Here is a 24,037-nt window from a genome sequence, read left to right as displayed (position 1 = left end):
CTTCGCCGTAAGCGGCATCAACGCTCCTGCTCCACACGGCAGTTGATGACATGCGGACCCGAGGGGAGGCTCAGCTACGGACGGCGGATGTACGGGGTCGTCACGGTCAGCGGAGTGAAGCCGAGGCGGCGCAGGATGGGGCGGCTCTGGTCGGAGGCGTCGACCTGGAGATAGCGGCAGCCGCGCTCCGCCGCGATGCGGGCGCGATGGGCGATCAGGGCGCGGTAGATGCCCTTGCCGCGCCACTGGGGCAGAGTGCCGCCGCCCCACAGGCCGGCGAACTCCGTACCGGGGTACAGCTCCATGCGGGCCGCGCTGACCGGCACGCCGGCGGCCATGGCCACCACCGCGATGAGGGTGTCGGGTGCTTCGGCGAGCTGGGCGAGCAGCCGCTCCCGCAGGCGGGAGGCGTCGCCGCCGAAGGCACCTTCGTGGACCTCGGCCATCAGGTGCACCCCGGCCGCGTCGGTCACGGGGTGCAGGGAGATGCCCGGGGCGAGGCCGGGGTCGAGGGAGAGGTCCGCGACGCGGGCGACCATGAGGGACTCGGCAGGCTCGGCCTCGAACCCGGCGGCCACCAGGCGCTGCCCGAGGTCGGCGGGGCAGTCGTGGGCGTACAGCTTCCACTCGCACTCGACGCCGAGGGACGCGAAGTGGCGTACCTGCGCGGCGATCTGGGCCTCCGCATTCGCCGCCGTGAGGTCCGACCAGAGGATGCCGTTCCACGCGGGTGCGGGGCCGACCTGCCGCACGACGTCGCCGTTGCGCTCGATCCGGGCGCCGGGCCCGTCGGGCAGGGCGTACTCGCGCATCTGCCGGTCGAAGACGGCGAGCAGCTCGTCATCGGTGCCGCTGTCCAGGGGGCCGGGGTCGGGGTCGGTGTTCATCGGGCCACTCCAGCACCGTGGGAAGGCCTCCGGCAACCGGAATTCGACGCGGCGCGAAGGGGCCCGGCAACCGGAATTCGGCGCCGCAGAAACGCCCGGAGCAACCGGAAGTCGGCTCCGAGGGAGGGTGCTGGCAACCGGAGTACAGCGCCACGGGGAAGGCCCGCAGCAAGGGGGTTCAGCGCCGGGGGAAGGCTCCCGGCGACCGAGAATCAGTACTGCGGGGACACGTCGGGAAAACCGGAAGGGGCTCGGCTCAGGACCGCGGCCGTGCGGTGGCCCCCGCGGCGAGCGGCGCCGCGTCGCCCACGGCGGCCGCCCAGTCGGCGAGCAGCCGCTCGTACTCCTCCGCGGGCCACTGGCCGTCCGCGCCGTCGACGAGCGCACGGATGGCGTCGTTGGCGGCATCCGCGTCGGACGGCGGCGTGCCGGGCCGGTCGGGGGAGGAAGACATGCGTCCAGGCTACGGGCCCGGCCGCCCCGCCGGACGCGTGAATGCGTCAAACCCCAGGTGGGCGGGGTGCGGGGTGGGCAAGGTCACAGGCGGGGCAGGTTTGGGAGGCGCGGAATCAGGCCGCTTGGGCGGAGTCGTCGCGTACCGCGGCCGCCCACTCGACGAGGAGCCCGCGGTAACGCTCCTCCTCGTCGGGGGAGAGGCGTCCGTCGGACTGCTCCCACAGCGAGCGGATCTCCGCGTTCACCACGTCGGCGGGGCGAAGGCAGCGGCGGTCGAAAGTCGGGGGCATGAGGACAAGCCTACGGCCATGAGGTGACCCAGCGCCACGGAGTAGGAACTCTCAGCCAACACCGGCCGGTTGAGCCGGACACCGGGGCCGGTCCGCGCGGGTGCCGGGGACCGGATCCGGACAGGCCGGGCGGGGCCCGCTCAACTGCCCGGCGCGACCGGGGCGTTGTCACGTACGCCGCGGTGGCCGCCGCCTATCCTCGCGAGATGGAGCAGAGCGAGGTTCTCAAGCGAGTGATCGGCATCCTCACCGAGGCCGGGGACTACCGCCGACGCATGGAACAGGACGGCGAACGGGGTGGCGGGGACACGGAGATCGGCATCGTCACCGCGCTGCTCAACGAGACGATGCCGCACATCGAGATCCCGGCCGACGCCACCCCGCAGGAGATGGCGACCCTCGTGGCCCGGGAGGTCGGCGGCGCCATCCGTCAGCTCGTGGCCGCCTTCAGCCTGGCGTTCGTGGCCCTCGCCCAGGTCCACGACTCCGGGGAGCAGGACGTGTCGTCGGCCGATGTGCTCCAGGACTTGGCGCTGCGCGCCGAGGGGGCCAAGGGGGAGGGTCCCGGCCCTGCGGCCGGTTGAGCGGCCAACTGGCCCTCGGTGGCGCCGGATCAGAGTCCGCCGCCCGCGTCGGGGCTGAGCGTGCCGGCGCCGATGAGGGCGAACAGGACGACGCCCAGCACGATCCGGTAGACCACGAAGGGCATGAAGCTCTTGTTGGAGATGAACGACATGAACCAGGCGATGACCGCGTAGCCGACGCCGAAAGCGATGACCGCGGCGAACAGCGTGGGCAGCATCGGGGCCTGTCCGGGGCCGCCCGCGTCCTTCAACTCGAAGACACCGGAGGCGAGGACGGCGGGGACGGCCAGCAGGAAGGAGTAACGCGCCGCGGCCTCCCGGGTGTAGCCCATGAGGAGGCCGCCGCTGATGGTGGCGCCCGAGCGGGAGACGCCGGGGATGAGTGCCATCGCCTGGCACATGCCGTAGATCAGGCCGTCTCTGGTGCTGAGTTCGTGCAGCGATTTGCGTTCCCTCGCCGCGCGGTGGCGACCGCCCGACTCGTCGCGGGCCGCAAGGCGGTCGGCGACTCCGAGCACGACGCCCATCACGACGAGCGTCGTCGCGATCACCCGCAGGTCGCGGAAGGAGGTGTCGATCTGGTCCTTCAGGACGATGCCGAGCACCCCGATCGGAATCGAGCCCACGATGACGAGCCAGCCCATGCGCGCGTCGCTGTCCCCGCGCAGCGAACGGTCGGTGAGGGACCGGAACCAGGCGGAGACGATGCGGGCGATGTCCGCGCGGAAGTAGATGAGAACGGCCGTCTCGGTGCCGATCTGGGTGATGGCGGTGAACGCGGCCCCGGGGTCGTGCCAGCCCGCGAACGCCGCGGTCAGCCGCAGATGGGCGCTGGAGGAGATGGGCAGGAACTCCGTAAGACCCTGGACGAGCCCGAGTATGAACGATTCGAACCAAGACATGGGTTGCTGCGCCATCCAAGAGAGGTCGGGGTGCGGGCCGGCCGGGCACGTCGGATCGGCCGAAGCGTTCGGGGCGGCACGGCCGCACCACAGCTCCGGTGATCTTGCACGGATCGAGCCGCACGGTAGCGACCGCGGATGAACGGACGGTTGCCGAACGGCCGCGCCCCGGGGAAACACGGGGTTGCGAGGCGGCGGTGTCCCTGCGGGGTGCGGGGTGCGGGGGCGGGGAGGCGGCGGTGTCTCTGCGGGGTGCGGGGTGCGGGGTGCGGGGCGTGGGGGCGGCGAGGCGGCTGCGTCCCCGGAAGACCGCGGGCTGCGCGACCGCTCCCCGCGTCACGGTCACCGGCGGGCCGCCCCGGACGGGCCTCACTTCGCCTTAGCCCTCAGTCGGCGTCGGGCCGCTCCGGGACGGGCCTCGCTTCGCCCTGGCCCCCGGTCAGCGGCGGTCCGCGCCGGGCGGGCCCTCGCTCCGCCGTAGCCGGTGTCGCTTGCGCCAGGCCACCGCGGCGGCCGCCACACCGCTGAGGACGATGAAGCCCATCGCGATCAGGAAGGCGGGCGAGGTCGGCGACGCGGCGCTGCCGCCCGCGACGACGTACGCGAGGGTGTTGGGCACCGAGCCGACCCCCGTCGCCAGCAGGAAGGGGGCCCAGCCCATGCGCGAGACCGCGGCACAGTAGTTGGCGGCGGCGAACGGCACCCCGGGGAAGAGGCGGATCGCCATCATCGAGCGGAACCCGTGCCGCGACAGCTGGCCGTCGGCCGCCTTCAGCCAGCGCCCGCGCAGCAGCGGGCGCAGCGCGTCCTGGCCCAACATCCTGACCAGGCCGAAGGAGATGCCCGCGCCGAGCACCGTGCCCATGAGCGCCGCCACCAACCCGGCCTGGGTCGCGAAGAGGGCCCCCGCGGCCAGATTGAGGATCGGGCGGGGTACGAACGCCGCCGTGCACAACCCGTACGCCACCGCGAAGAGCGCCACCGCTCCGGCCCCGCCCACGTGCGGCGGCCAGCCGTCGGCGAGCATCCGCTGCGGCTGCAGGACGAGCACGGTGGACGCGGCGGCCACCAGGACGAGGACCAGCAGGGTGAACCGCGACCACGGCGACAGCAGCGCTCTGCCGCAGCGGGCGGCGAGAGCGGACGGGGGCCGGGCGGCGGGCTCGAACATCCCGGGAGACTAACCGACCGGGGTGCTCGCCCGCCGTAAGCGACGTCTCCCACCCCGCCCCACCGCGTCCCCGTCGCCCCGGCCCGGCCCCCGTTTTGTGTACGGCGGCTCCATGACCGGCCCTGCGTACGGTGACCCCATGCGCCGCGCGCTGTCGAAAGCAGTGCTCGACGGGCTTCCCGGGCCCGCCGGAGCGGACTGCGCGGCCGTCGCACTGCGGTGGTGGGCCTCCGTGCGCGAGGCCCTGAAGAACCTGTGATCCGAGGCGCCCGCCCCAACTGGCGGCCCCGGAAAACCATTCGACGCGCCGCCGCCCACCACGGATGATCGGCGACATGTCCAGGTACGCCTTCCTCGCAGCGCCGTCCGCATTCGCGGCCGCGCCGAAGGCTGCCTCCACCAGGGCCACGGCCATCTGCGCCGTCGCACCCGCGGTGCCCCTCGGCGGCGCCCGAAGCTGACCCTTCCCGGAGACTCCGGCGGACCCCGCAGGGGGAGGGTCGGCCGGATCTCAGGGGTCCCGGCACCGCTCTGCGACCACGCGAGGGACATTCAGCCATGCCCAAGACGGCATACGTACGCACCAAGCCCCACCTCAACATCGGCACCATGGGCCATGTCGACCACGGCAAGACGACCCTGACCGCCGCCATCACCAAAGTGCTCGCCGAGCGCGGCAGCGGCACGTTCGTGCCGTTCGACCGGATCGACCGGGCCCCGGAGGAGGCCGCCCGCGGCATCACCATCAACATCGCGCACGTCGAGTACGAGACCGACACCCGCCACTACGCGCACATCGACATGCCGGGCCATGCCGACTACGTCAAGAACATGGTCACGGGGGCGGCCCAGCTCGACGGGGCGATCCTCGTCGTGTCGGCGCTTGACGGGATCATGCCGCAGACCGCCGAACACGTCCTGCTCGCCCGCCAAGTGGGCGTCGACCACATCGTGGTGGCGCTCAACAAGGCGGACGCCGTCGATGACGGCGAGGACGCGGTCCTCACCGACCTGGTCGAACTCGAAGTGCGCGAGCTGCTCACCGCGCACGGATACGGCGGCGACACCGTGCCCGTCGTCCGGGTCTCCGGGCTCAAAGCCCTCGCGGGCGAGCCACGGTGGACCGAGGCGATCGGCGCGCTCCTCGACGCGGTCGACACCTATGTGCCGCTGCCCGAGCGCTATGTCGACGCGCCGTTCCTGCTGCCGGTCGAGAACGTGCTCACCATCACCGGACGCGGAACCGTAGTCACCGGAGCCGTCGAGCGCGGGACGGTCCGGGTCGGCGACCGGGTGCAGATCCTCGGCGCGGACACCGAGTCCGTGGTCACGGGCGTGGAGACGTTCGGCAAGCCGATGGAGTCGGCTCAGGCCGGCGACAACGTCGCGCTGCTCCTGCGCGGGGTGCCACGCGACGCGGTCCGCCGCGGCCACGTGGTCGCCGAGCCCGGCAGCATCACGCCGAGCCGCAGGTTCACCGCGAGGGTGTACGTCCTGTCCGCGCGCGAGGGTGGACGCTCCACCCCGATCGCCACCGGCTACCGGCCGCAGTTCTACATCCGCACCGCGGACGTCGTCGGCGACGTGGACCTCGGCGAGCTCGCGGTCGCGCGGCCCGGCGAGACGGTCACCATGACGGTCGAGCTCGGCCGTGACACCCCGCTGGAGCCGGGTCTCGGCTTCGCCATCCGCGAGGGCGGCCGCACGGTCGGCGCCGGAACGGTGAGCACGCTGCTGTGACCGGACGGCCCGCCTCCGCCAACACGCGGACGGGGGTGGGCCGTTGCCGCGCCCCTGGCCGGGGGCGTCGGCCGGCTGCTCCGCGGAGGCATCCTCACCCTGACCGGGGGCACGATCGGGGTTCGTCTCCCGGGTGCCGCGCCGGTGAGACCCGGCCTTCGGGTGCGGACCGTGCTGGGGCACCCGCGCAGTTCGCCGCGCCCCTGTAGGGGGCCCGGGGCCGGCCGGTCGCGCCCTCCGCGGCGGAGCCGCGCACATGTCACAGCCCCGCGCCCCTGTAGGGCACCCGGTGCCGGCCGGTCGCACCCACCGCGGGGAGCCGCGCAATGTCACAGCCCCGCGCCGCCGGGCGCACAATGGGGCTGTGAACGACGACCCGTACGCCGAGCCGATTCCCGTCATCCGGGAGGTCGACGGGGGCACCGCCAAACTGATGCCCGACATCGACCGTGAGCGGGCCTGGCTACTGACCGTGGACGGCGCCCCCCAGTCGTACGTGGACCTCGACGACCCGACGCACATCGAGTTCGAGTACCTGCGCCGGCTCGCCCACGTCGTGGACTGCGTGGCCGACGACGGCGCGCCCCTTGACGTACTGCACCTCGGTGGCGGCGCCCTCACCCTGCCCCGCTATGTCGCCGCGACCAGGCCCGGCTCGCGCCAGGACGTGGTGGACGCCGACCGGGCACTGGTCCAACTCGTCCGTGAACACCTCCCGTTGTCCCCGGATGCCGGGATCGCCCTGCACGCGGCGGACGCCAGGGCGTGGGTGGAGCGGGCGCCGGCCGCCTCGGCCGACCTGCTCGTCGCCGACGTGTTCGGCGGCTCGCGCGTGCCGGCGCACCTCACCTCCCTCGCCTACGCGCGCCTGGCCCAGCGAGTCCTGAGGCCGGGCGGCGTCTACGCGGCGAACCTCGCGGACGGCGCGCCCTTCACCTTCCTTCGCTCCCAACTCGCCACCTTCCAGGCGGTGTTCACCGAGGTCGCGCTGATCGCCGAACCGTCGGTCCTGCGCGGCCGGCGCTTCGGGAACGCGGTGCTGCTCGCGTCGGCCCATCCTCTGGACGTGGCGTCGCTGGCCCGGCGTACGGCGGGGGACGCCTTCCCGGCCCGGGTCGAGCACGGCGACTCGCTGCGCCGCTTCATCGGGAACGCCCAGCCGGTCACGGACGCCGACGCGCAGCCCTCACCCGAGCCGCCCCACGGAGCCTTCAGCATCGGCTGACTGGAAGCCGCGGGCATCGGCGGCGCAGCGCAACACGGCGAACGCCGTCGCGATCAGCGAAGTCTGGCTGCCCAGGTTGATCACGACGGCCGTGCCGGAGTGGAGCCGTGCCGGCATGCAGCCGTGCGCGAAACGACGGCGCCGCCGGAAAGTAACCGCGCCGCCGAGAAACGACGGCGCCGCCGGGAAAGGTACCGCGCCGCCGGAAGCGATGCGCGTCAGGAATCGGAGCCGGAGGTCGGCACCAGACGGATCGTGCTGAGGATCTTCTGGATGGTGTCCTCGGGGACCGCGTCCGGCACGCCCGTGTTGGCGATGAAGCTCCACGCAGCGAGGTCGCCCTTGGCGGTCTTGAAGCCGAAGAGCACGGCCTGGCCCTCGGTGGAGCACTTGTCCGTCTTCTTCACGCCGGTCGTCTTGGCCCGGACCACGCTGCCCTGAAGTCCGGACTTGGTCGTGTAGGGGACCGGCTTCTCCGAGGTGATGTGGTTCTTGTCCGGCTGGGTGTAGGCGAAGTACAGCCAGTCGTCGGCCTGCTCCGCCGCGTCGGCGGTCGACTTGGCGCCGTTGGCACCCTTCGTGCCGACGCTGGCGAGCGCGGTGTTCTCGTCGCTGCCGCTGCCGCTCTTGGTGGTGCACCACTTGGACTTGTAGTAGGCGGGGGAGGACATCATCATGCCGCCGAAGCCGTTGGGGTCCGCCTTGTCGGACCAGCCGACGCTCATCCCGGGGCTGTCGACCTCCCACTCCGGCGGTACGTCGAAGGCGTCGCCCTTGGTGGGGTTCACCACGACCTTCCAGCCGGCGATGACCGGCTTGACGTCGGTGCCGGCGCCACGCGGGTTGGGAGCGGGGGAGGACGGAGCGGCCGGGCTGGACGCCAAGGGCGACTTCTTGTCCTTGCCGTCGGCCTGATCGCTGCCCTTACCGTCGTCCTTGAGGACCACGACGCCGGTCACGGCGGCGGCCACGACCACGGCGGCCGCCGCGACGATGGCGATGAGGGTGGTCTTCTTCTTGTCGTTGTTCGGCGGCTGCGGCGGCCCGGGCGGGCCACCGACCGGGTACTGCGGCACCGTCGGCTGCTGGTACGGGTTGGGCGTCTGGTAACCCTGCGGCGGATACCCCGGCTGCGCGGGCTGCTGTCCCGGCTGCTGATAGGGATTCGGCTGCTGGTACCCCGGCTGCTGGTACGGGTTCTGATTCGGATCCTGCGGGTTCTGCTCGCCCCCGGGCGGCTGCTGTCCTGGCCACATGGCCAGTAACCATAGAGGTGCACCGGTGCTCCTGCTACGGCCGCCCCCGCCGGGGGATGGCCAATGACTGCTACCCATGGGTAACATCAGGCCCCATGAGCGCTGATCAGATGTCCGTGGGCGAGATGCTCGCCGCCACCGTTCCCATGGCGAGGACCCTCAACCTGGAGTTCCTCGAAACGACCCCCGAGCGTGCCGTGGTACGGCTGCCCGACCGGAGCGACTACCACAACCACGTCGGTGGCCCCCACGCCGGCGCCATGTTCACACTCGCCGAGTCCGCCAGCGGCGCGATCGTCATCGCGGCCTTCGGCGACCAGATGAGCCGCGCGGTCCCGCTCGCCGTCAAGGCGGAAATCGGCTACAAGAAGCTCGCCATGGGCGTCGTCACCGCGACCGCGACCCTGGGCCGCCCGATCGCCGATGTCGTGGCCGAACTGGACGCGGGGCAGCGCCCGGAGTTCCCGGTCGTCATCAAGATCACCCGCGCGGACGGTGCCGTGACCGGCGAGATGACGGTGGTGTGGACCCTGCGCCCCAACTCCTGACCCTCCGAGGCCCGCAAGGCAACTCCTACCCTCCGAGGTCCGCAAGGCGCGCGAACGACAGCCTCCGAGGCAGGCGGCCGAACGACAGCCTCCGCGGCAGGCGGCCGAACGACAGCCCCCGCGGCAGGCGGCCCCACGCGAGCCCCTGGGGCCGGCGCAAGAACGCGAGCCCCCGGGAAGCAACCGAAGGCGCCCCCGGCCCCCAGCCGTGGGCGCCTTCGCCGTTTCTCCCGCATCGCCGTCCCGGCCTCTTCCACCGGACGGTCCCAGGTTGCGCGGCGCCCGGGGCGCCTGACGGAAGGTCAACTCCGTCGTGACGCATAGTGCGTTCACACGCTGATCGGAGACCGCAGGCCGTGCCGCGGTCCATCACGGCGTGCCCGCGCACAAAGCCCGCGCACAAAGGAGTGACGGTCCATGTCCCACCCGGTTTCCCGAAGGTCAGCGCTGCGCCTGCTCGGTGGCGCCGCCACGGTCGCGGCGGCCGCGACCGGCACCCTCACCGCCCCAGCCGCCGCCCTGCCCCGGGTCCGCATCGGGCCCCCGGCCTCCCCGCGGGTCGAAGCACTGCTCACCCGCCTCACCCTCGACGAGAAGATCGCCCTGCTGCACGGCACGGCCGACCCGCACGGCCTCGGCCAGGCCGGCTACCTCGCCGGCGTCCCCCGCCTCGCCATCCCCCCGCTCCGGCTCGCCGACGGACCCGCCGGCCTGCGCGTCAAGGAGCACGCGACGGCGCTGCCCGCCCCCGTCCTGCTCGCCGCCACCTTCGACCCGGAGCTCGCCCGCGCATACGGCGAAGTCCTCGGCCGCGAAGGCCGCGCGCTCGGCCAGGACGTCGTCCTCGCTCCCATGGTCAACCTGATCAGAACCCCGTACGCCGGACGGAACTTCGAGACCTTCTCCGAGGACCCGCTGCTCAGCGCGGACCTCGTCGCCGAGGAGGTCCGCGGCATCCAGAGCCAGGGACTCATCGCCACCGTCAAGCACTTCGCCCTGAACAACCAGGAGGAGAACCGCACCTCCATCGACGTCCGAATCGCCGAACAGCCCCTCCACGAAATGGAGCTGCGCGGCTTCGAGGCGGCCGTCACGGCGGGAGTGGGCGCCGTGATGGGCGCGTACAACAAGGTCAACGGGGTCTACGCCTGCGAGAACAAGCCACTTCTCAGCGACATCCTGCGCGACGGCTGGGGCTTCGACGGCTGGGTGATGACTGACTGGTTCGCCGCGCACAGCACCGTCGCCTCCCTCACCGCGGGGCTCGACATGGAGATGCCGAGCGGCCCCTACTTGGGCGGCGCCCTGAAGAAGGCCGTGGGAGACGGCAGCGTGCCCGAGGCGCTGGTCGACCGTTCGGTACGCCGTGTCCTCGGCGTCATGGAGCGCTTCTCGCTGCTCGCAGCGGAGGCGCCCGCCCGGCCCGCCCGGGACCCGCAGGCAGGCGCCGACGCGGCACTCAAGATCGCCAAGGCGGGCGCGACGCTGCTACGGAACCAGGCCGCCACCCTGCCCCTCACCGGCGCGGCGGCCCGCTCCATCGCGGTGATCGGCCCCACCGGAAAGCTCCCGTTCATCGGCGGAGGCGGCAGCGCGCACGTCGTCCCCGACCGCGCGCAGAGCCCCCTCGACGCCATCAGGGCCCACGCAGGGAAGGACGCCGACGTCACCTACACCATGGGCGAGGACCTCTACGGCAAACCACTGCCCGGCACGTCGGCGGGCGCCGACTTCGAAGGGCAGCGCGTCGCCGCGGGCGTCACGTTCACCTACGACGGCACCCTCGCCGTGACCGAACCCGACGAGTGGACCTTCACCATCCACTACAGCGGCGAGCGCCCCAAGGTCGTCCTCGACACCACCGAACTCTTCCCGCCCGCGCCCGGCCTGGGCGAACTCTTCGGCGGCGGACTCGTCGGCACCGCACCCGACGGCCTTGAGGCCCGCCGCAGCATCCCCCTGCGCCTCACCGCGGGCCCGCACCGGCTCACCGTCACCGCGAAGGGCGGCGGCAAGGGACAGCTCTTCCGGCTCCGCCGCAGCACCGGCGCCACCCGGGCCGCCGACGTCGCCGAAGCGGTGCGCGCCGCACGGGCGGCCCAGAGCGTCGTCCTGTTCGCGTACGAGGACGCCACCGAGGGAGCCGACCGCACCGGCCTCGCCCTGCCCGGCCACCAGAACGAGCTGATCGACGCGGTCGCGACCGCCAACCCCCGTACCGCGGTCGTACTCAACACCTCGTCCAGCACCACCATGCCGTGGCTCGCCCGCACCGGTGCCGTCCTGCAGATGTACTACCCGGGCCAGGAGGGCGCCGAGGCCACCGCGGCCGTCCTGTTCGGGGAGTGCGACCCCGGCGGCCGGCTCACCCAGACCTTCCCCGCCTCCGACGACCGGCACCCGGTAGCCAAGGAGCCGCGCCGCTACCCCGGTGTGAACGGCACCCAGGAGTACTCCGAGGGCATCCACCTCGGCTACCGCTGGTACGACGCGGAAGGCGTGACGCCGCTCTTCCCCTTCGGGCACGGACTCTCCTACACGACGTTCGCCTACTCCGGCCTGACTGTGCGGCCCGACGGCGACGGGCTCAGCGTCGGCTTCACCGTCCGCAACACCGGCAGCCGCACGGGCGTCACGGTGGCCCAGGTCTACCTCGGCCCCTCGCCCGACCTCCATCTCGATCAGGCACCCCGCGCCCTGGCCGGCTACCGCCGGCTGGAACTGGAGGCCGGCGCCGTCGAGCGCGTGACCGTACGCGTCTCGGCCCGCTCGCTCTCCTCCTGGGACCCGGCCCGGCACGGCTGGGTGCTCGGCACCGGAACACGCGAGGTGAGCGTGGGCGTCTCCGCGCGCGAGCAGCGACTCGTCGGCCGTGGCCAAGTCCCGTCGGGCGCGGCGGCCCCCCGGCCCTGACCGGGTAGGCTTCCCGGCGTGCGCCAGGGGGGCGCACGCCGGGCCGTGACCCGGTGCCAGCGGGAGGAAGCGCGTTGCACATCCAGGAGTGGCTGGAGCACATCCCCGCCGTCAGTGTCTATCTCCTGGTGGCGCTCGTCATCGGCGTCGAAAGCCTCGGCATCCCGCTGCCCGGCGAGATCGTCCTGGTCAGCGCGGCGCTGCTCGCCTCGCAGCAGGGCCACATCAACCCGGTCGTGCTCGGCGCCTGCGCCACCGCCGGCGCGGTGGTCGGCGACTCGATCGGCTACGCGATCGGGCGCAAGGGAGGCAGGCCACTCCTCGCGTGGCTCGGCCGCAAGTTCCCCAAACACTTCAGCGAGGGCCATGTCGCCATGGCCGAGCGGTCCTTCCAGAAGTGGGGCATGTGGGCCGTCTTCTTCGGCCGTTTCATCGCCCTGCTCCGGATCTTCGCGGGACCGCTCGCGGGCGTCCTGCACATGCCGTACTGGAAGTTCCTCATCGCCAACGTGCTCGGCGGCATCTGCTGGGCGGGCGGCACTACGGCCGTCATCTACTACCTCGGCATCGTCGCCGAGTCCTGGCTGAAGAACTTCTCCTACCTGGGCCTGGTGGCGGCGCTCCTCATCGGCGTCGCGTCGATGCTGATCGTCAAGAACCGGGCGAAGAAGGCGATGGCGGAGGCGGAGGCGGCACGCTCACGGGAAAATGTCCCGGCCGGCGACTGAGCGCCCGCCTCCCCGCCCCCCTGACTACTCGATGCCGGGCGGCATGCGCATCTTCAGCCGTCGTCCCGGAGCAGCACTCGCGCGGCCCGGCCGAACACGAGGCGCCCCGCGACCGCGGTCAGCGGATCGAGGGTGCCCGGCACGCCCCGCACGCGCAGCTCCTCGCGCCAGACCACGTACGACCCCGCCCCCGCCGCCCCCACCTCGATCTCAGCCCAGCCCCGAATCGCGCGGCCCCGCTTCTCCAGGCGGCACCGTCCCGGCGTGCCGGGGACCGGCGGCTGCCAGCGGGTGATCTCCATCGGGTCTTCGAAGCACAGCCGCCCCAGGCCGGTGCGGGCCACGAAGACGGTGCCCCGGCCGGCGGGCGGCGCGGTGCGCACGACGATCCGGGTCAACGGGACGCCGTCGCCGTGCCGTTCCCAGTCGGTGAGCCGCCGCCACGCCTCGTCGGGGGCCAGCTCGGTGCGGCGGTCGATCCGGAAGAGTGCCATCGCGCGATCCTAAACGGGCCCCGGCCGCACGGGGCGCACCATCGTCGCTTAGCGTGACACCCGGCGCGATGAAGTCCGTACAAGGAGTGGCGCATGACAGAGCAGGCGTTGGTCGTGGCGGTGGGCGGCAAGAAGCCCGAGATCGCACCGACCGCATTCACCGCACCCACCTCGGTGGTGCTCGGCGAGGTGACCCTGGCCGACGGTGCGAGCGTCTGGTACCACGCGGTCCTGCGGGCCGACTGCGGGCCGATCGTCATCGGCGCCGAGAGCAACATCCAGGACAACTGCACCGTGCACGTGGACCCCGGCTTCCCCGTCACCATCGGTGAGCGCGTCACCGTCGGCCACAACACGGTGCTGCACGGCTGCACCGTCGAGGACGACGTCCTGGTCGGCATGGGCGCCACGGTCCTCAACGGCGCCCGCATCGGCGCCGGATCGCTGATCGCGGCGCACGCTCTCGTGCCGCAGGGCATGGTCGTACCGCCCGGCTCGCTCGTCGCGGGCGTACCGGCGAAGGTACGGCGTGAGCTGAGCGACGAGGAGCGCGAGGGGATCAAGGTCAACGCCCTGATGTACCGCGGCCTGGCCGAGGACCACCGCACGGCGCACGCGGGCTGAGAGCACGCAGAGACCGCCCAGGACGGCACAGAGACCACCCGGAGACGGCGCGAAGAGCGGCCCGGAGACGGTACAGAGACCGACCAGAGGCCGCCCTGAGACCGCCCGGAGACCGCGCTGAGCGGAAGATCACAGGCGTCGGCGGTGATCGACCGCTCGGCGATGAGTACCGTGAGCGAGTGCCCAAGAACAGAAACACGTTCTCATCGCTGACCGCCTGGCGGCGCCGGATCGCCTCCCGCGCGGTCCACGGCGGTTGGGGCCTGATCAAGGAGGCGGGCGCGGTCACCGCCGAGCACCCCGGCAAGCTGCGCTTTCGCCGGATCGGCTCGGGGACCCGCCTCGCCTTCCCGCAGGGCACCGTGTTCGGCGAGCCCTGGATCGAACTGGGCGACCACTGCATCATCGGCGAACAGGTCACCCTCACCGCCGGAATGATGCCCGGCCTCGACCTCGGGGCCGAGCCGATCCTGACCCTGGGCAACGGCGTCGTGCTCGGCCGGGGCAGCCACGTCATCGCCGACACGACGGTCACCATCGGCTCGGACACGTACTGCGGCCCGTACGTCTACATCACCTCGACCAACCACAGCTACGACGATCCGCACCAGCCCGTGGGCAAGCAGTGGCCGCGCATGGATCCCGTCGAGATCGGCCCGGGCTGCTGGCTCGGCACCGGAGCGGTGGTGCTGCCCGGCGCGCGCCTGGGCCGCAACGTCGTGGTGGCGGCGGGCGCCGTCGTACGTGGCGAGGTGCCCGACCACGCGGTGGTGGCCGGGGCGCCCGCGAAGATCGTACGCACCTGGAACGAGCAGGACGGCTGGCAGCCGCCGCTGCGTACGCCCGCGCCGGTACCCATCCCCGAGGGCGTCACACCGCAACAGCTGCTCGCCATCGCGGAGTTGACCTCGAAGGAGGCCTGACCTCCCCATCACGCCGCCAGGCCGCGAGGTGCCCCGCAGTAGAGTGTGGGCGGCGGCGAAGACCGGTGGGCGCACCACCCGTCCTGTCACCCCAAGAACACCGGACGGCCCCCCCGGGCCCACCCCATGGACGGAATGTGTCGGACCTCGAACTGCTGACCCAGTCACTGGCCCGCAACGTCAAGCGCTGGCGCACCGAGCGCGGCTTCACCCTGGACGCGCTCGCGACCCGCGCCGGAGTCAGCCGCGGCATGCTCATCCAGATCGAGCAGGCCAGGACCAACCCCAGCGTGGGCACCGTCGTGAAGATCGGCGACGCGCTCGGCGTCAGCATCACCACCCTGCTCGACTACGAGAGCGGCCCCGCCGTCCGCGTCATCCCGCCCGAGCAGGCCGTCCGGCTCTGGTCCACCGAACGCGGGAGCCACAGCACCCTGCTCGCCGGCACCGAGGCGCCCGGCCCGCTGGAGCTGTGGCACTGGACGCTGGCGCCCGGCGACGCCAGCCCCTCCGACCCGCACCCGGCCGGCACGATCGAGCTGCTCCATGTCACGCGGGGCACGCTCACCCTGCGCGTGGACGGCGTCAACCACCGGATCCCGGCGGGCCATTCGGCCTCGTTCGAGGCCAACACGGCCCATACGTACGGTAATGAGGACCCCGAGACGGTCGAGATGACGATGGCCGTCTCCGTACCCTTCGAACGCTGAGCCCGCAGACCGGAACCACAGCCCGCCCGCACAGCGGAACCGCAGCCCGGCCCCGGAAGGCACAACCACCGCGCGGACACGGCTGATGCGTGGGGCGAAACGCCACGCTCCGGTGCGTACTCCGACCGGTTCGCCGTCGCATTCCGCGTGAATGTGTGCCCATATCTGGTAATCGGGCCCGCGCGGGGTGGACGCTGGCTATCGTCGCTTTCGTGGCCCCGGGGCGACGAGCGGGCCGTGTTCACCTCCAACGAAACCACCCGTGCGGGTGATTTCAGCGCGCACGCCGAACCCGGGCACGGGCCCACACCGTTGTGTGGTCCCAGGAGGTGGCAGCGGTCACACCGGTCGCAACGCTCCTGAAAAAACGGTGCTCCAGTCCGAAAGGCGCTCACGTGGAAGCTCTCGTCTCGGCGGCCGAACGGCACGGCCCCACGCCCCGCAGGCCGGCCGGCCGGCGGCTGCCGCTGGTGAAGCGGGCGGCGGCGCAGAGCGCCGGCAAGGCCCCGGCCAGCCTGACCAGGGTGGTGGCAGCCGGTACGAACACGGCGGTGCCCGGCACCTCCGCCTTCCAGTCGGCCCTCTGACGAACGGACCGACCCACCCCATGGACCGGCCGATGCAGCCTGCTCTGTCGCAGTTCGTCCTGAAAATGCACAGCCGCTGCGACCTGGCATGCGATCACTGTTACGTCTACGAGCACGCCGACACGAGCTGGCGCGGGCGGCCCCGCGCCGTCTCCGACGAGATCCTCGTCCAGGTGGCGGACCGCATCGCCGAACACGCCCGCCGTCACCGGCTCCCCACGGTCCACGTCGTCCTGCACGGCGGCGAACCGCTGCTCGCGGGTCCCACCAGGCTGCGGCGCGCCGCCGAGGAGCTCCAGCGGGCGCTGCGCGGGGTGAGCGCGCTCGACCTGCGGATGCACACCAACGGCGTCCTGCTCGACGAGGCGTACTGCGACCTCTTCCTCGAACTCGGCATCAAGGTCGGCGTCTCGCTCGACGGCGACAAGGTCTCCAACGACCGTCACCGCCGCTACGCCGACGGCCGCAGCAGCCACCACAAAGTCGTCCGCGCCGTGGAGCTGCTCAACCGCCCGCGCTACCGCCCCCTGTTCGCGGGCCTGCTGTGCACCATCGACGTCGAGAACGACCCGGTCGCCGTCTACGACGCGCTCGTCGAGCTCTCGCCGCCCCGGATCGACTTCCTTCTGCCGCACGCCACGTGGGACACGCCACCGCCCCGGCCCGCCGGCGCCGCCACCCCGTACGCGGACTGGCTCGACGCCGTCTACCGGCGCTGGGACGCGGCGGGACGGGCCGTGCCGGTGCGCATCTTCGACTCCGTCCTGCGCACTCTGCGGGGCGAGAGCAGCCTCACCGAATCCCTCGGGCTCGCCCCCGCCGACCTCGTGGTGATCGAGACCGACGGCACGTTCGAACAGGCCGACAGCCTGAAGACCTCGTACGACGGGGCGCCGGCCACCGGCATGGACGTCTTCACGCACTCACTCGACGACGTGCTCCAGCACCCCGGCATGCTCGCCCGCCAGCAGGGCATCGAGCAGCTCTGTGCGCAGTGCCGCGCCTGCCCGGTGGTGGCCTCGTGCGGTGGTGGCCTCTACGCCCACCGCTACCGCACCGGCAGCGACTTCGACAACCCGTCCGTCTTCTGCCCCGATCTGCTGGCCCTGGTCACCACCATCCGCGACCGGGCGGCGGCCGCGCCCACACCACGACAGCAGTCCGCCGAACTCCCCTTCCCTCAGGGCGACTTCGACGCTCTGGCCACCGGCTTCGGGGGAGCGGACGCCATCACGCGGCTGGCCGCCGCCCAACTCGACGTCAACCAGGAACTGCTCGCCGCCGTCAGCGGCTGCATCGCGCTCTCCGACCGTGAGGCAACGGCGGCCTGGGAACTCCTGACGCACCTGGACGCCGAGGTGCCCGACGCGCTGGACGCCGTCCTCGCCCACCCCTACACCCGGCCGTGGGCGCTGAGCGTGCTCGAAGGCCGCGCGGCCCCCGCGGGCGGCCTCGCCGAGATCGCCGCGGCCACGGTGGTGCGGGCCGGACTCGACCGGGGCGTCACCGTTCCGGTGCAGGACGGGGCGCTGCGCCTGCCCGGGCTCGGCACCGTACGGCTCCCCGGCGGGGTCGACGAGGCCGAAGTGCGCGGGGGGCCCGAAGGGTTCACGGTGCGGGCCGGCACCCGGCGGCTCTCCATCGGCCGGCACGAGGGCCTCGACGGCTCGGCCCCGCACTGGCAGCCCGTACGCCTCTTCGAAGGCGAGGGCTGGAGCGTGGCGATCGAGGACACCGACCCGCTGCGGGACTGTCACAGCTGGCCGGTCGCGCGGCGGATCGCGTCCGACGAGATCAAACTGTGGGCCGAGGACCTCACCGGCGCCTGGGCGCTCATCCGGCGTGAACTGCCCGCGTACGCCGACGGCGTGGCCGCGGGCCTGCGGCTGATCACCCCCCTGTACGCACCCGACGGAAGCAACGTCAGCGCCGCCTGCAAGGAGGCCTGGGGTGCGATCGGCGCGGCCAGGCCCTCGTCGCCCGATCAGCTCGCCCTGCTCATCGTGCATGAGTTCCAGCACGTGAAGCTCGCCGCAGTGCTGGATGCGGTGGACCTCTACGACAAGTCCGACCGCGCCCTCTACTACGCCCCCTGGCGCCCCGATCCCCGCCCGATCGGCGGGCTGCTCCAGGGAACCTACGCACACATCGCGGTGACCGACTTCTGGCGGGTGCGCCGCGACACCGCGGAATCGGTTGCCCAACGCGCCGACGCGGAGGCCCAGTTCGCCCGCTGGCGGAGCCGGACCGCGGACGCCGTCGACGAGCTCCTCACCTCCCGGTCCCTCTCCGGCCTGGGTGAAACCTTCGTAGCGAGCATGGGCGACACGGTCGCAGGATGGCTGGCCGAACCGGTCTCCGTGGCCGCGCAGTCGGCCGCCGAGCACGCCGCGCGGCGCCACCGCGCCGAGTGGAAGGCACGTACCGAAGGAGCGAGGTAAACGAATTCCCCAGCGAATTGCGGGAATTCTCCCTCTATTTGATTGATCCACTCGACGGCTGCCGCATGATTTCGGTCATGATCTGATCGGGGCTCCGTGAGTGGATCAACCAATGGGTTTGTTCGTTCTGTTCCTTCGGAGAATCTTCCGTTCCTACACTGAGGACCCATCCACTTGGACCGGGGGAGACAGTGGTGCACGGATCAGTGGGGGCCGGTGACGACGCGCAGAAGCCCTACTTCTTCCTCAGCTACGCGCACACGCCGAAGAGCGACCCCAAGGACAAGGACCCCAACCTCTGGGTCCAGCGGTTCTTCCGGGATCTCTGCGCCCATGTGATGCAGCTGACGCCCCTTCCGGCCGGCAGCGCCGGCTTCATGGACCAGCAGATGCAGCCCGGCGAGGGCTGGCAGGAACGGCTCTCCGAAGCGCTGGCCCACTGCAAGGTGTTCGTCCCGCTCTATTCGCCCCGCTATTTCCTCAGCGAACAGTGCGGCCGGGAGTGGTTCGCCTTCTCCAGCCGGGCCGCCGCACAGAACAGCCGTAACAGCCACCACAACAGCAACTCCGTCACCGGCGTCGTGCCCGCGCTGTGGGTGCCCGTACCGGCGAGACAGCTGCCGCAGCCCGCCGAGCGGCTCCAGTTCAACCACGCCACATTCGGCGAGGAATACGCCGACGAGGGCTTCTACGGCCTCATCAAGCTCAACTACCTGCGCGACCAGTACGAGCGCGCCGTCTACCGGCTGGCCAAACGCATCGTGAACGTGGCGCAGCAGTCCCAGCTGGAACCCGGCGACCCGCACCAGGACTATGCCAAGGTGCCGTCCGCCTTCGGCCCCACCGGCGGACCCACCCGCGAAATGGAGGTCTCCGTCCTCGCCTGTGCACGCTCCACCCTCCCCACCGGGCGCAGCCCGGACTGCTACGGCACCGAGCCCCTCGACTGGAACCCGTACCATCCGGCCTCCTCCAGACCCCTCGCCGACCACACCGTCGACGTCGTACGCAACCTGAACTTCACGGTGCACCTCAGCGACTTCGAGGCCGAGCCCCAGCGGCTGCTTGCCTCCGGGCCGCCCGCGCCGGGGCTGCTGCTGCTCGACCGCTGGGCCCTCGATGCCGGGCGCCGCCGCGAACTGCTGGACCAGCTGTGCGCCACCCGCCGGCCCTGGATCAGCGTCCTGGTGCCCGGCAACCTGGGGGACGACGAAACCCGGTCGCGCCACGAGGAGTTGGCGCAGCAGACCGACTCCGCGCTGGCTCGCCGGGTCGACGAGAGCGACGGGCACCGCACACCGGGCGCCGGACTGCCCACCCTCGAAGCCTTCAGCAAGGCGATACCCGGGGCCGTGAAGGCCGCGGTCCGGCACTACGAGGCCAACGCGCCGACCTACCCACCGCCCGGCAGCGGCGGGCCGATGCCCCGCGTCCTTCCGGGCGGGATCGGCTACGGCGTGAGAGACCCCGGCGGCCGCGGTCAGAGCACGGACCAGGACAAGAACCACGGTGATAAGGCGGAGGGCTCATCAGATGACTGAGAACCGCAACGGGACCGTCGTCACGTTCTATTCGTACAAGGGCGGCACCGGACGGACCATGGCGCTGGCCAACTGCGCATGGATCCTGGCGGCCAACGGATACCGGGTGCTCGCCGTCGACTGGGACCTGGAGGCGCCGGGGCTCCACCGGTTCTTCCACCCCTTCCTCGACCTGGCGGGCCTGGAAGCCACCCCGGGCCTGATCAACCTGATCACCGACTACCAGGACGAGGCGAGGCGCCCCGCCGACCGCGACCCCGACTGGCACCGCGACTACGCCCGGGTGCGGCCCCACGCCACCTCCCTCAACTGGAACTTCCCCAAGGGCGGCAGCCTCGACTTCCTGTCGGCGGGGCGGCGCAACCGCGACTACCCCTCCATCGTGGGGAAGATGGACTGGGACGACTTCCATGAGCGGTTCGGCGGCGGCCAGTTCTTCGACGCCATGCGCGACGACATGCAGCGCCACTACGACTACACCCTGATCGACAGCCGCACCGGACTCAGCGACATCGCCGACATCTGCACCGTCCAGATGCCCGAAGTCCTCGTCGTCTGCTTCACGTTGAGCGACCAGAGCATCGACGGCGCCTCCGCCGTGGCCCGCGACATCGAGGAGCGCTACCACGAGCGGCGCATCCGCATTCTGCCCGTCCCGATGCGCATCGACGACGGCGAGAAGGAGAAGGCCGACGCCGGCCGCGCCCTGGCCCGCGAGAGCTTCCCGGGCTTCCCCAGCGGCCTCGGCCCCGACGAACTCGGCAACTACTGGGGCACCGTCGAGGTCCCCTACCGGCCCTTCTACGCCTACGAGGAGATCCTCGCGACCTTCGGCGACGCGCCCAACGTGAGCAGCTCCATGCTGAGCGCCTGCGAACGGCTCACCTCCGTGCTCACCGGCGGCCTGGTCAACTCGCTGCCCCCGATGGACGAGGCCGACCGGCTCACCCACGTCGCCGCGTACACCAGGCGCCGCCCCATGCCGCCCTCCAACATCGTGCTGACCCATGTGGCAGAGGACCAGATGTGGGCGGACTGGCTGGTCCACGTCCTCACCACGGCCGGCTTCCACGTCGTGCCCATCGACGCCCGCCTGCCCCAATCGGCGGCTGCGGAAGCCGAGTTCAGCGCCGGCGCCGGATACCGGGTCATCCCCGTCGTGTCGCAGGCCTACCTCAACACCGAGCGGGCCAGGACCGCCTGGGACTCCGGACCCGGACTCGACCCGGCGGGCGGGCGGCGTCAGATCCTGCCGGTCCGCGTCGGCGACGTACGGCTCAGCCCGCCGCTCAGCAGCCGGGGCGTCATCGACCTCGTACGCCTCGACGAACACGACGCGGCGGCCGCCGTCCTCCAGGCCTTCGACCGGGTCGAGGCGGGTGCCGCCCTCGCGGCCGGGCCCGCGGGACCCCGCTACCCCGGCAGTGTGCCCAAGATCTGGAACGTACGGCCCCGGCACGCCTGGTTCACCGGCCGCACCTCGGTCCTGGAACGCCTGCGGGACCAGTTGCGCGGCGACAGCCGCTCCGCCCAGCGATTCCCGCAGGTCCTCTACGGGCTCGGCGGCGTCGGCAAGACCCAGGTGGCCCGGGAGTACGCGCACCGCTTCCGCGCCGACTACGACCTGGTGTGGTGGATCGAGGCCGAGCAGCCCGACCGCGTCGTGTCCTCCCTGGCCGAACTCGCCGCGGAGATGGACCTCAGGGCGGGCGACGTCGTGGCCGAGGCGGCGACGGCCGCCCTCCAGGCGCTGCGGCGCGGCGCGCCCTACTCCCGCTGGCTGCTGATCTTCGACAACGTCGAGGACCTCGACCGGGCGCTGAAGCTGCTCCCCGAGGAGACCGAACCCATCCCCGGCATGACCTACGGGCACATCCTCGCGACCTGCCGCAACAAACCGGCCTCCACCCAGGTCGAGGCGATCGAGGTGGAGGTCTTCACCCGCCCGGAAAGCATCGAGCACCTGTGCCGCCGGGTCACCAAACTGCCCGCGGCCGACGCCGACCGGGTCGCCGACGCCGTCGGTGACCTGCCGCTCGCCGTGGAGGTCGCCGCGGCCTGGCTCTCCGAGACGGCGACACCGGTCGACGCCTATGTGGAACAGCTCAGGGAGCAGAGCACCAAGGTCCTCTCGCTCGGAAAACCCGAGGACTACTCGGAGCAGATCGGCGCCACCTGGAACATCTCCATCCGCCGCCTGCGCGATGAATCCCGGGCAGCGGTACGCCTGTTGGAGCTCTGCTCCTTCTTCTCCGCCGAACCGATCTCGATGCGGCTCATCGGCAGCGACTCGATGTTCGAGTCCCTGCTGCCGTACGACCCCGACCTGCGCGACCGGTACATGCTGGGCAAGGTCATCCAGACGCTGAACCGTTTCGCGCTGGCCAAGGTCGACCCCGCGGACAGCAGCATCCAGGTGCACCGGCTCGTCCAGGCCGCCGTGCGGGCCGGCCTCAGCGACGACGAGGTCGACACCGCCAAGCACGAGGTGCACCGCATCCTCGCCGAGGCCCGCCCCGTCGAGGGCGTCGACCGCGACAACCCGGTCAACGACCCCAAGAGCTGGCCCAGTTTCGAACTGATCTGGCCGCACCTGTCCGCCTCCGGCATCGCCGACTGCGACGAGGAGAAGGTCCGCCAGCTGATGGTCGACCGCATCCGGTACCTGCTCAAGCGCGGCGAGCTGGAGAGCGCCCGGGTGCTCGGCACCCAGCTCAACAAGGTCTGGACCCGCGAGCTGGGCGAGAACGACCTCCAGACCCTCAACATCCGCTTCGAGCTGGCCAACGCCCTGCGCGCCCAGGGCAAGTACCAGGAGGCGCGGACGATGGACGAGGACACCCTCGCCCGTCAGATCAGCGTGCTCCACAAGGACCACCCCAACGACGACCACCCCAGCATCCTCATCACCACAGGAAGCCTCGCCGCCGACCTGCGCGCGCTCGGCAGGTTCGACGAGGCGCTCACCCGCGACCTGCGGATCTACCACGGCCTGCGGCAGATCTTCGGCGAGAACCACCCGCGTACCCTGATCGCCGCGAACAACCTCGCCATCGACTACCGGCTGAGCGGCGACAGCGAGGCGGCCCGCAGGCTGGACGAGGAGACCGTGGAGCGCCGCAGCGCCTTACTGGGTGACGAGCACCCCTTCACCCTCACCACCAAGGGCCACCTCGCCCGCGACCTGCGCGAGAGCGGCGAGTACACGGCCTCGGTGCAGCTGCTGCGCGAAGTGGTGGCGGCGTTCGAGCGGGTCCTCAACGCCGATGTGCCCGAAGCGCTGCGCACCGCCAAGAGCCTCGCGGTGTCCCTGCGCAAGGCGGGCCACCCGCACGAGGCGAAGCGGCTGACCGAGGAAACGTACAACCGCTATCGCGGCCGGTACGGGACCAAGGCGCCCGACGCGCTGGCCTGCTGCCTCAACCTGGCGGCCGACTTCTCGGCCACCGGCGACAAGCGAGCCGCGCTCGACCTGGCCCTCCAGGCCTTCGAGGGCTACCAGAGCACGCTGGGCGAGGAGCATCCCTTCACCCTGGCCTGCCGCAACAACGTCCACATCTACCAGCGGGGCCTCGGCGCCGCGGAGGAGGCGGTGCGGGGCGGCGAGGATGTGCGCGCGGCACTGGAGGAGGCCCTCGGACCGCGCCACCCGTTCACTCTGTGCGCCGCGGTCAACCTCGCCAACGCCTACGGCGACCTGGGCCGTCCCGATCTCGCCGAGCGCTGGGAACGCACCGCGCTCAAGGGCCTGTTGGAGCGGTTCGGGCCCACCCACCCCGATGTGCTCGCCTGCCGCTCCAACCTGGCGATCACACTGCGGGCGGCCGGCCGGGAGGAGGAGGCCCAGCGGCTGCGGGCCTCCATCCTGGAGCCCACCGCGAAGCAGCTGGGCGTGGACCATCCGGTGGCAGAGGCGGCCCGCGCCTGGCGCCGCATCAACCGCGACCTCGAACCACAGCCGGTATGAGGTGGAGGGGGCGCGCCCGGACCCACAACAACCCGCGCGCCCCCCCCCCC

21 protein-coding genes are annotated in these 24,037 nt (G+C 71.9%); 14 read left to right on the top strand and 7 right to left on the bottom strand.

Annotation, left to right across the window (positions count from 1 at the left end; all coding sequences use genetic code 11):
- Positions 1-74: 74 nt before the first annotated feature.
- The 3 genes from AB0D31_RS23930 to AB0D31_RS23920 form a co-directional block, all read right to left on the bottom strand.
- The gene (locus AB0D31_RS23930; RefSeq protein ID WP_362726599.1) at positions 75-887 is read right to left on the bottom strand and encodes a GNAT family N-acetyltransferase; all 813 of its coding nucleotides are present in this window, start codon (positions 885-887) and stop codon (positions 75-77) included.
- A 256-nt stretch (positions 888-1,143) separates the two neighbouring features.
- The gene (locus AB0D31_RS23925) at positions 1,144-1,341 is read right to left on the bottom strand and encodes a hypothetical protein (protein ID WP_362726596.1); all 198 of its coding nucleotides are present in this window, start codon (positions 1,339-1,341) and stop codon (positions 1,144-1,146) included.
- 115 nt (positions 1,342-1,456) lie between these two features.
- On the bottom strand, positions 1,457-1,633 hold the full coding sequence (locus tag AB0D31_RS23920; protein WP_362726593.1) for a hypothetical protein: 177 nt from the start codon (positions 1,631-1,633) through the stop codon (positions 1,457-1,459).
- Between the two features lie 206 nt (positions 1,634-1,839).
- Here AB0D31_RS23920 and AB0D31_RS23915 point away from each other — a divergent pair, with 206 nt between their 5' ends.
- Positions 1,840-2,217 (top strand): hypothetical protein, encoded by a 378-nt coding sequence (locus AB0D31_RS23915; protein ID WP_362726590.1) that lies wholly within the window; start codon positions 1,840-1,842, stop codon positions 2,215-2,217.
- Between the two features lie 29 nt (positions 2,218-2,246).
- Here AB0D31_RS23915 and AB0D31_RS23910 read toward each other — a convergent pair whose 3' ends face one another.
- Together AB0D31_RS23910 and AB0D31_RS23905 are read right to left on the bottom strand one after the other, a co-directional pair.
- Entirely contained in the window at positions 2,247-3,119 is an 873-nt protein-coding gene (locus tag AB0D31_RS23910) for an undecaprenyl-diphosphate phosphatase (RefSeq protein ID WP_362726587.1), read from the bottom strand.
- 439 nt (positions 3,120-3,558) lie between these two features.
- Complete coding sequence (locus AB0D31_RS23905; RefSeq protein WP_362726584.1) at positions 3,559-4,290, bottom strand: TVP38/TMEM64 family protein; 732 nt, start codon at positions 4,288-4,290, stop codon at positions 3,559-3,561.
- A 335-nt stretch (positions 4,291-4,625) separates the two neighbouring features.
- Here AB0D31_RS23905 and AB0D31_RS23900 point away from each other — a divergent pair, with 335 nt between their 5' ends.
- From AB0D31_RS23900 to AB0D31_RS23890, 3 genes are all read left to right on the top strand, one after another.
- Positions 4,626-4,751, top strand: coding sequence for a hypothetical protein (locus AB0D31_RS23900; RefSeq protein ID WP_362726581.1), 126 nt, complete (start codon positions 4,626-4,628; stop codon positions 4,749-4,751).
- 97 nt (positions 4,752-4,848) lie between these two features.
- On the top strand, positions 4,849-6,030 hold the full coding sequence (gene tuf / locus AB0D31_RS23895) for an elongation factor Tu (RefSeq protein WP_362726579.1): 1,182 nt from the start codon (positions 4,849-4,851) through the stop codon (positions 6,028-6,030).
- A gap of 433 nt (positions 6,031-6,463) precedes the next feature.
- Positions 6,464-7,255, top strand: a complete 792-nt coding sequence (locus tag AB0D31_RS23890; protein ID WP_362726705.1) for a fused MFS/spermidine synthase — start codon at positions 6,464-6,466, stop codon at positions 7,253-7,255.
- 218 nt (positions 7,256-7,473) lie between these two features.
- Here AB0D31_RS23890 and AB0D31_RS23885 read toward each other — a convergent pair whose 3' ends face one another.
- Positions 7,474-8,511 carry a hypothetical protein gene (locus tag AB0D31_RS23885; protein WP_362726576.1) on the bottom strand — a complete coding sequence of 346 codons (1,038 nt, stop codon included), beginning with the start codon at positions 8,509-8,511 and terminating at the stop codon, positions 7,474-7,476.
- Between the two features lie 110 nt (positions 8,512-8,621).
- On the opposite strand from AB0D31_RS23885, the gene AB0D31_RS23880 reads away from it, so the two are divergent.
- The 3 genes from AB0D31_RS23880 (at position 8,622) to AB0D31_RS23870 (ending at position 12,700) form a co-directional block, all read left to right on the top strand.
- The gene (locus tag AB0D31_RS23880) at positions 8,622-9,059 is read left to right on the top strand and encodes a DUF4442 domain-containing protein (RefSeq protein WP_362726702.1); all 438 of its coding nucleotides are present in this window, start codon (positions 8,622-8,624) and stop codon (positions 9,057-9,059) included.
- Positions 9,060-9,476: 417 nt separating this feature from the next.
- A complete protein-coding gene (locus AB0D31_RS23875; protein ID WP_362726573.1) occupies positions 9,477-11,972 on the top strand; it encodes a beta-glucosidase in 2,496 nt (831 codons plus the stop codon).
- Between the two features lie 74 nt (positions 11,973-12,046).
- Complete coding sequence (locus AB0D31_RS23870; RefSeq protein ID WP_362726571.1) at positions 12,047-12,700, top strand: DedA family protein; 654 nt, start codon at positions 12,047-12,049, stop codon at positions 12,698-12,700.
- A gap of 53 nt (positions 12,701-12,753) precedes the next feature.
- Here the strand turns inward: AB0D31_RS23870 and AB0D31_RS23865 are convergent, their stop codons facing one another.
- Positions 12,754-13,194, bottom strand: a complete 441-nt coding sequence (locus AB0D31_RS23865) for an SRPBCC family protein (RefSeq protein ID WP_362726568.1) — start codon at positions 13,192-13,194, stop codon at positions 12,754-12,756.
- A 93-nt stretch (positions 13,195-13,287) separates the two neighbouring features.
- On the opposite strand from AB0D31_RS23865, the gene AB0D31_RS23860 reads away from it, so the two are divergent.
- The 7 genes from AB0D31_RS23860 (at position 13,288) to fxsT (ending at position 23,987) form a co-directional block, all read left to right on the top strand.
- Positions 13,288-13,818, top strand: a complete 531-nt coding sequence (locus tag AB0D31_RS23860) for a gamma carbonic anhydrase family protein (RefSeq protein ID WP_362726565.1) — start codon at positions 13,288-13,290, stop codon at positions 13,816-13,818.
- A gap of 179 nt (positions 13,819-13,997) precedes the next feature.
- Complete coding sequence (locus tag AB0D31_RS23855) at positions 13,998-14,741, top strand: acyltransferase (protein ID WP_362726562.1); 744 nt, start codon at positions 13,998-14,000, stop codon at positions 14,739-14,741.
- 137 nt (positions 14,742-14,878) lie between these two features.
- Positions 14,879-15,451, top strand: a complete 573-nt coding sequence (locus AB0D31_RS23850; protein WP_362726560.1) for an XRE family transcriptional regulator — start codon at positions 14,879-14,881, stop codon at positions 15,449-15,451.
- A 395-nt stretch (positions 15,452-15,846) separates the two neighbouring features.
- Entirely contained in the window at positions 15,847-16,038 is a 192-nt protein-coding gene (locus tag AB0D31_RS23845) for a hypothetical protein (RefSeq protein WP_362726557.1), read from the top strand.
- Between the two features lie 32 nt (positions 16,039-16,070).
- The gene (locus tag AB0D31_RS23840) at positions 16,071-18,479 is read left to right on the top strand and encodes an FxsB family cyclophane-forming radical SAM/SPASM peptide maturase (protein WP_362726554.1); all 2,409 of its coding nucleotides are present in this window, start codon (positions 16,071-16,073) and stop codon (positions 18,477-18,479) included.
- A gap of 194 nt (positions 18,480-18,673) precedes the next feature.
- The gene (locus AB0D31_RS23835; protein WP_362726552.1) at positions 18,674-20,020 is read left to right on the top strand and encodes a TIR-like protein FxsC; all 1,347 of its coding nucleotides are present in this window, start codon (positions 18,674-18,676) and stop codon (positions 20,018-20,020) included.
- Positions 20,013-23,987, top strand: coding sequence for an FxSxx-COOH system tetratricopeptide repeat protein (gene fxsT / locus AB0D31_RS23830; protein WP_362726550.1), 3,975 nt, complete (start codon positions 20,013-20,015; stop codon positions 23,985-23,987). Before AB0D31_RS23835 ends, fxsT begins: the two co-directional genes overlap by 8 nt.
- Positions 23,988-24,037 lie beyond the last annotated feature (50 nt).

Source organism: Streptomyces sp. NPDC048361 (assembly GCF_040651795.1).
Taxonomy (GTDB): domain Bacteria; phylum Actinomycetota; class Actinomycetes; order Streptomycetales; family Streptomycetaceae; genus Streptomyces.
Note: the sequence above shows the minus strand (reverse complement) of the source record. Positions and strands in the feature narration are given on the sequence as shown.

Excerpts from the sequence above, each read along its gene's own strand:
- AB0D31_RS23880 (WP_362726702.1), top strand. The coding sequence starts at position 8,622 with ATGTCCGTGGGCGAGATGCTCGCCGCCACCGTTCCCATGGCGAGGACC.
- fxsT (WP_362726550.1), top strand. The coding sequence starts at position 20,013 with ATGACTGAGAACCGCAACGGGACCGTCGTCACGTTCTATTCGTACAAG.
- AB0D31_RS23920 (WP_362726593.1), bottom strand. The coding sequence starts at position 1,633 with ATGCCCCCGACTTTCGACCGCCGCTGCCTTCGCCCCGCCGACGTGGTG.
- AB0D31_RS23910 (WP_362726587.1), bottom strand. The coding sequence starts at position 3,119 with ATGTCTTGGTTCGAATCGTTCATACTCGGGCTCGTCCAGGGTCTTACG.
- AB0D31_RS23840 (WP_362726554.1), top strand. The coding sequence starts at position 16,071 with ATGCAGCCTGCTCTGTCGCAGTTCGTCCTGAAAATGCACAGCCGCTGC.
- AB0D31_RS23900 (WP_362726581.1), top strand. The coding sequence starts at position 4,626 with ATGTCCAGGTACGCCTTCCTCGCAGCGCCGTCCGCATTCGCGGCCGCG.
- AB0D31_RS23930 (WP_362726599.1), bottom strand. The coding sequence starts at position 887 with ATGAACACCGACCCCGACCCCGGCCCCCTGGACAGCGGCACCGATGAC.
- AB0D31_RS23915 (WP_362726590.1), top strand. The coding sequence starts at position 1,840 with ATGGAGCAGAGCGAGGTTCTCAAGCGAGTGATCGGCATCCTCACCGAG.
- AB0D31_RS23865 (WP_362726568.1), bottom strand. The coding sequence starts at position 13,194 with ATGGCACTCTTCCGGATCGACCGCCGCACCGAGCTGGCCCCCGACGAG.
- AB0D31_RS23925 (WP_362726596.1), bottom strand. The coding sequence starts at position 1,341 with ATGTCTTCCTCCCCCGACCGGCCCGGCACGCCGCCGTCCGACGCGGAT.
- AB0D31_RS23905 (WP_362726584.1), bottom strand. The coding sequence starts at position 4,290 with ATGTTCGAGCCCGCCGCCCGGCCCCCGTCCGCTCTCGCCGCCCGCTGC.
- AB0D31_RS23885 (WP_362726576.1), bottom strand. The coding sequence starts at position 8,511 with ATGTGGCCAGGACAGCAGCCGCCCGGGGGCGAGCAGAACCCGCAGGAT.
- tuf (WP_362726579.1), top strand. The coding sequence starts at position 4,849 with ATGCCCAAGACGGCATACGTACGCACCAAGCCCCACCTCAACATCGGC.
- AB0D31_RS23860 (WP_362726565.1), top strand. The coding sequence starts at position 13,288 with ATGACAGAGCAGGCGTTGGTCGTGGCGGTGGGCGGCAAGAAGCCCGAG.
- AB0D31_RS23875 (WP_362726573.1), top strand. The coding sequence starts at position 9,477 with ATGTCCCACCCGGTTTCCCGAAGGTCAGCGCTGCGCCTGCTCGGTGGC.
- AB0D31_RS23890 (WP_362726705.1), top strand. The coding sequence starts at position 6,464 with ATGCCCGACATCGACCGTGAGCGGGCCTGGCTACTGACCGTGGACGGC.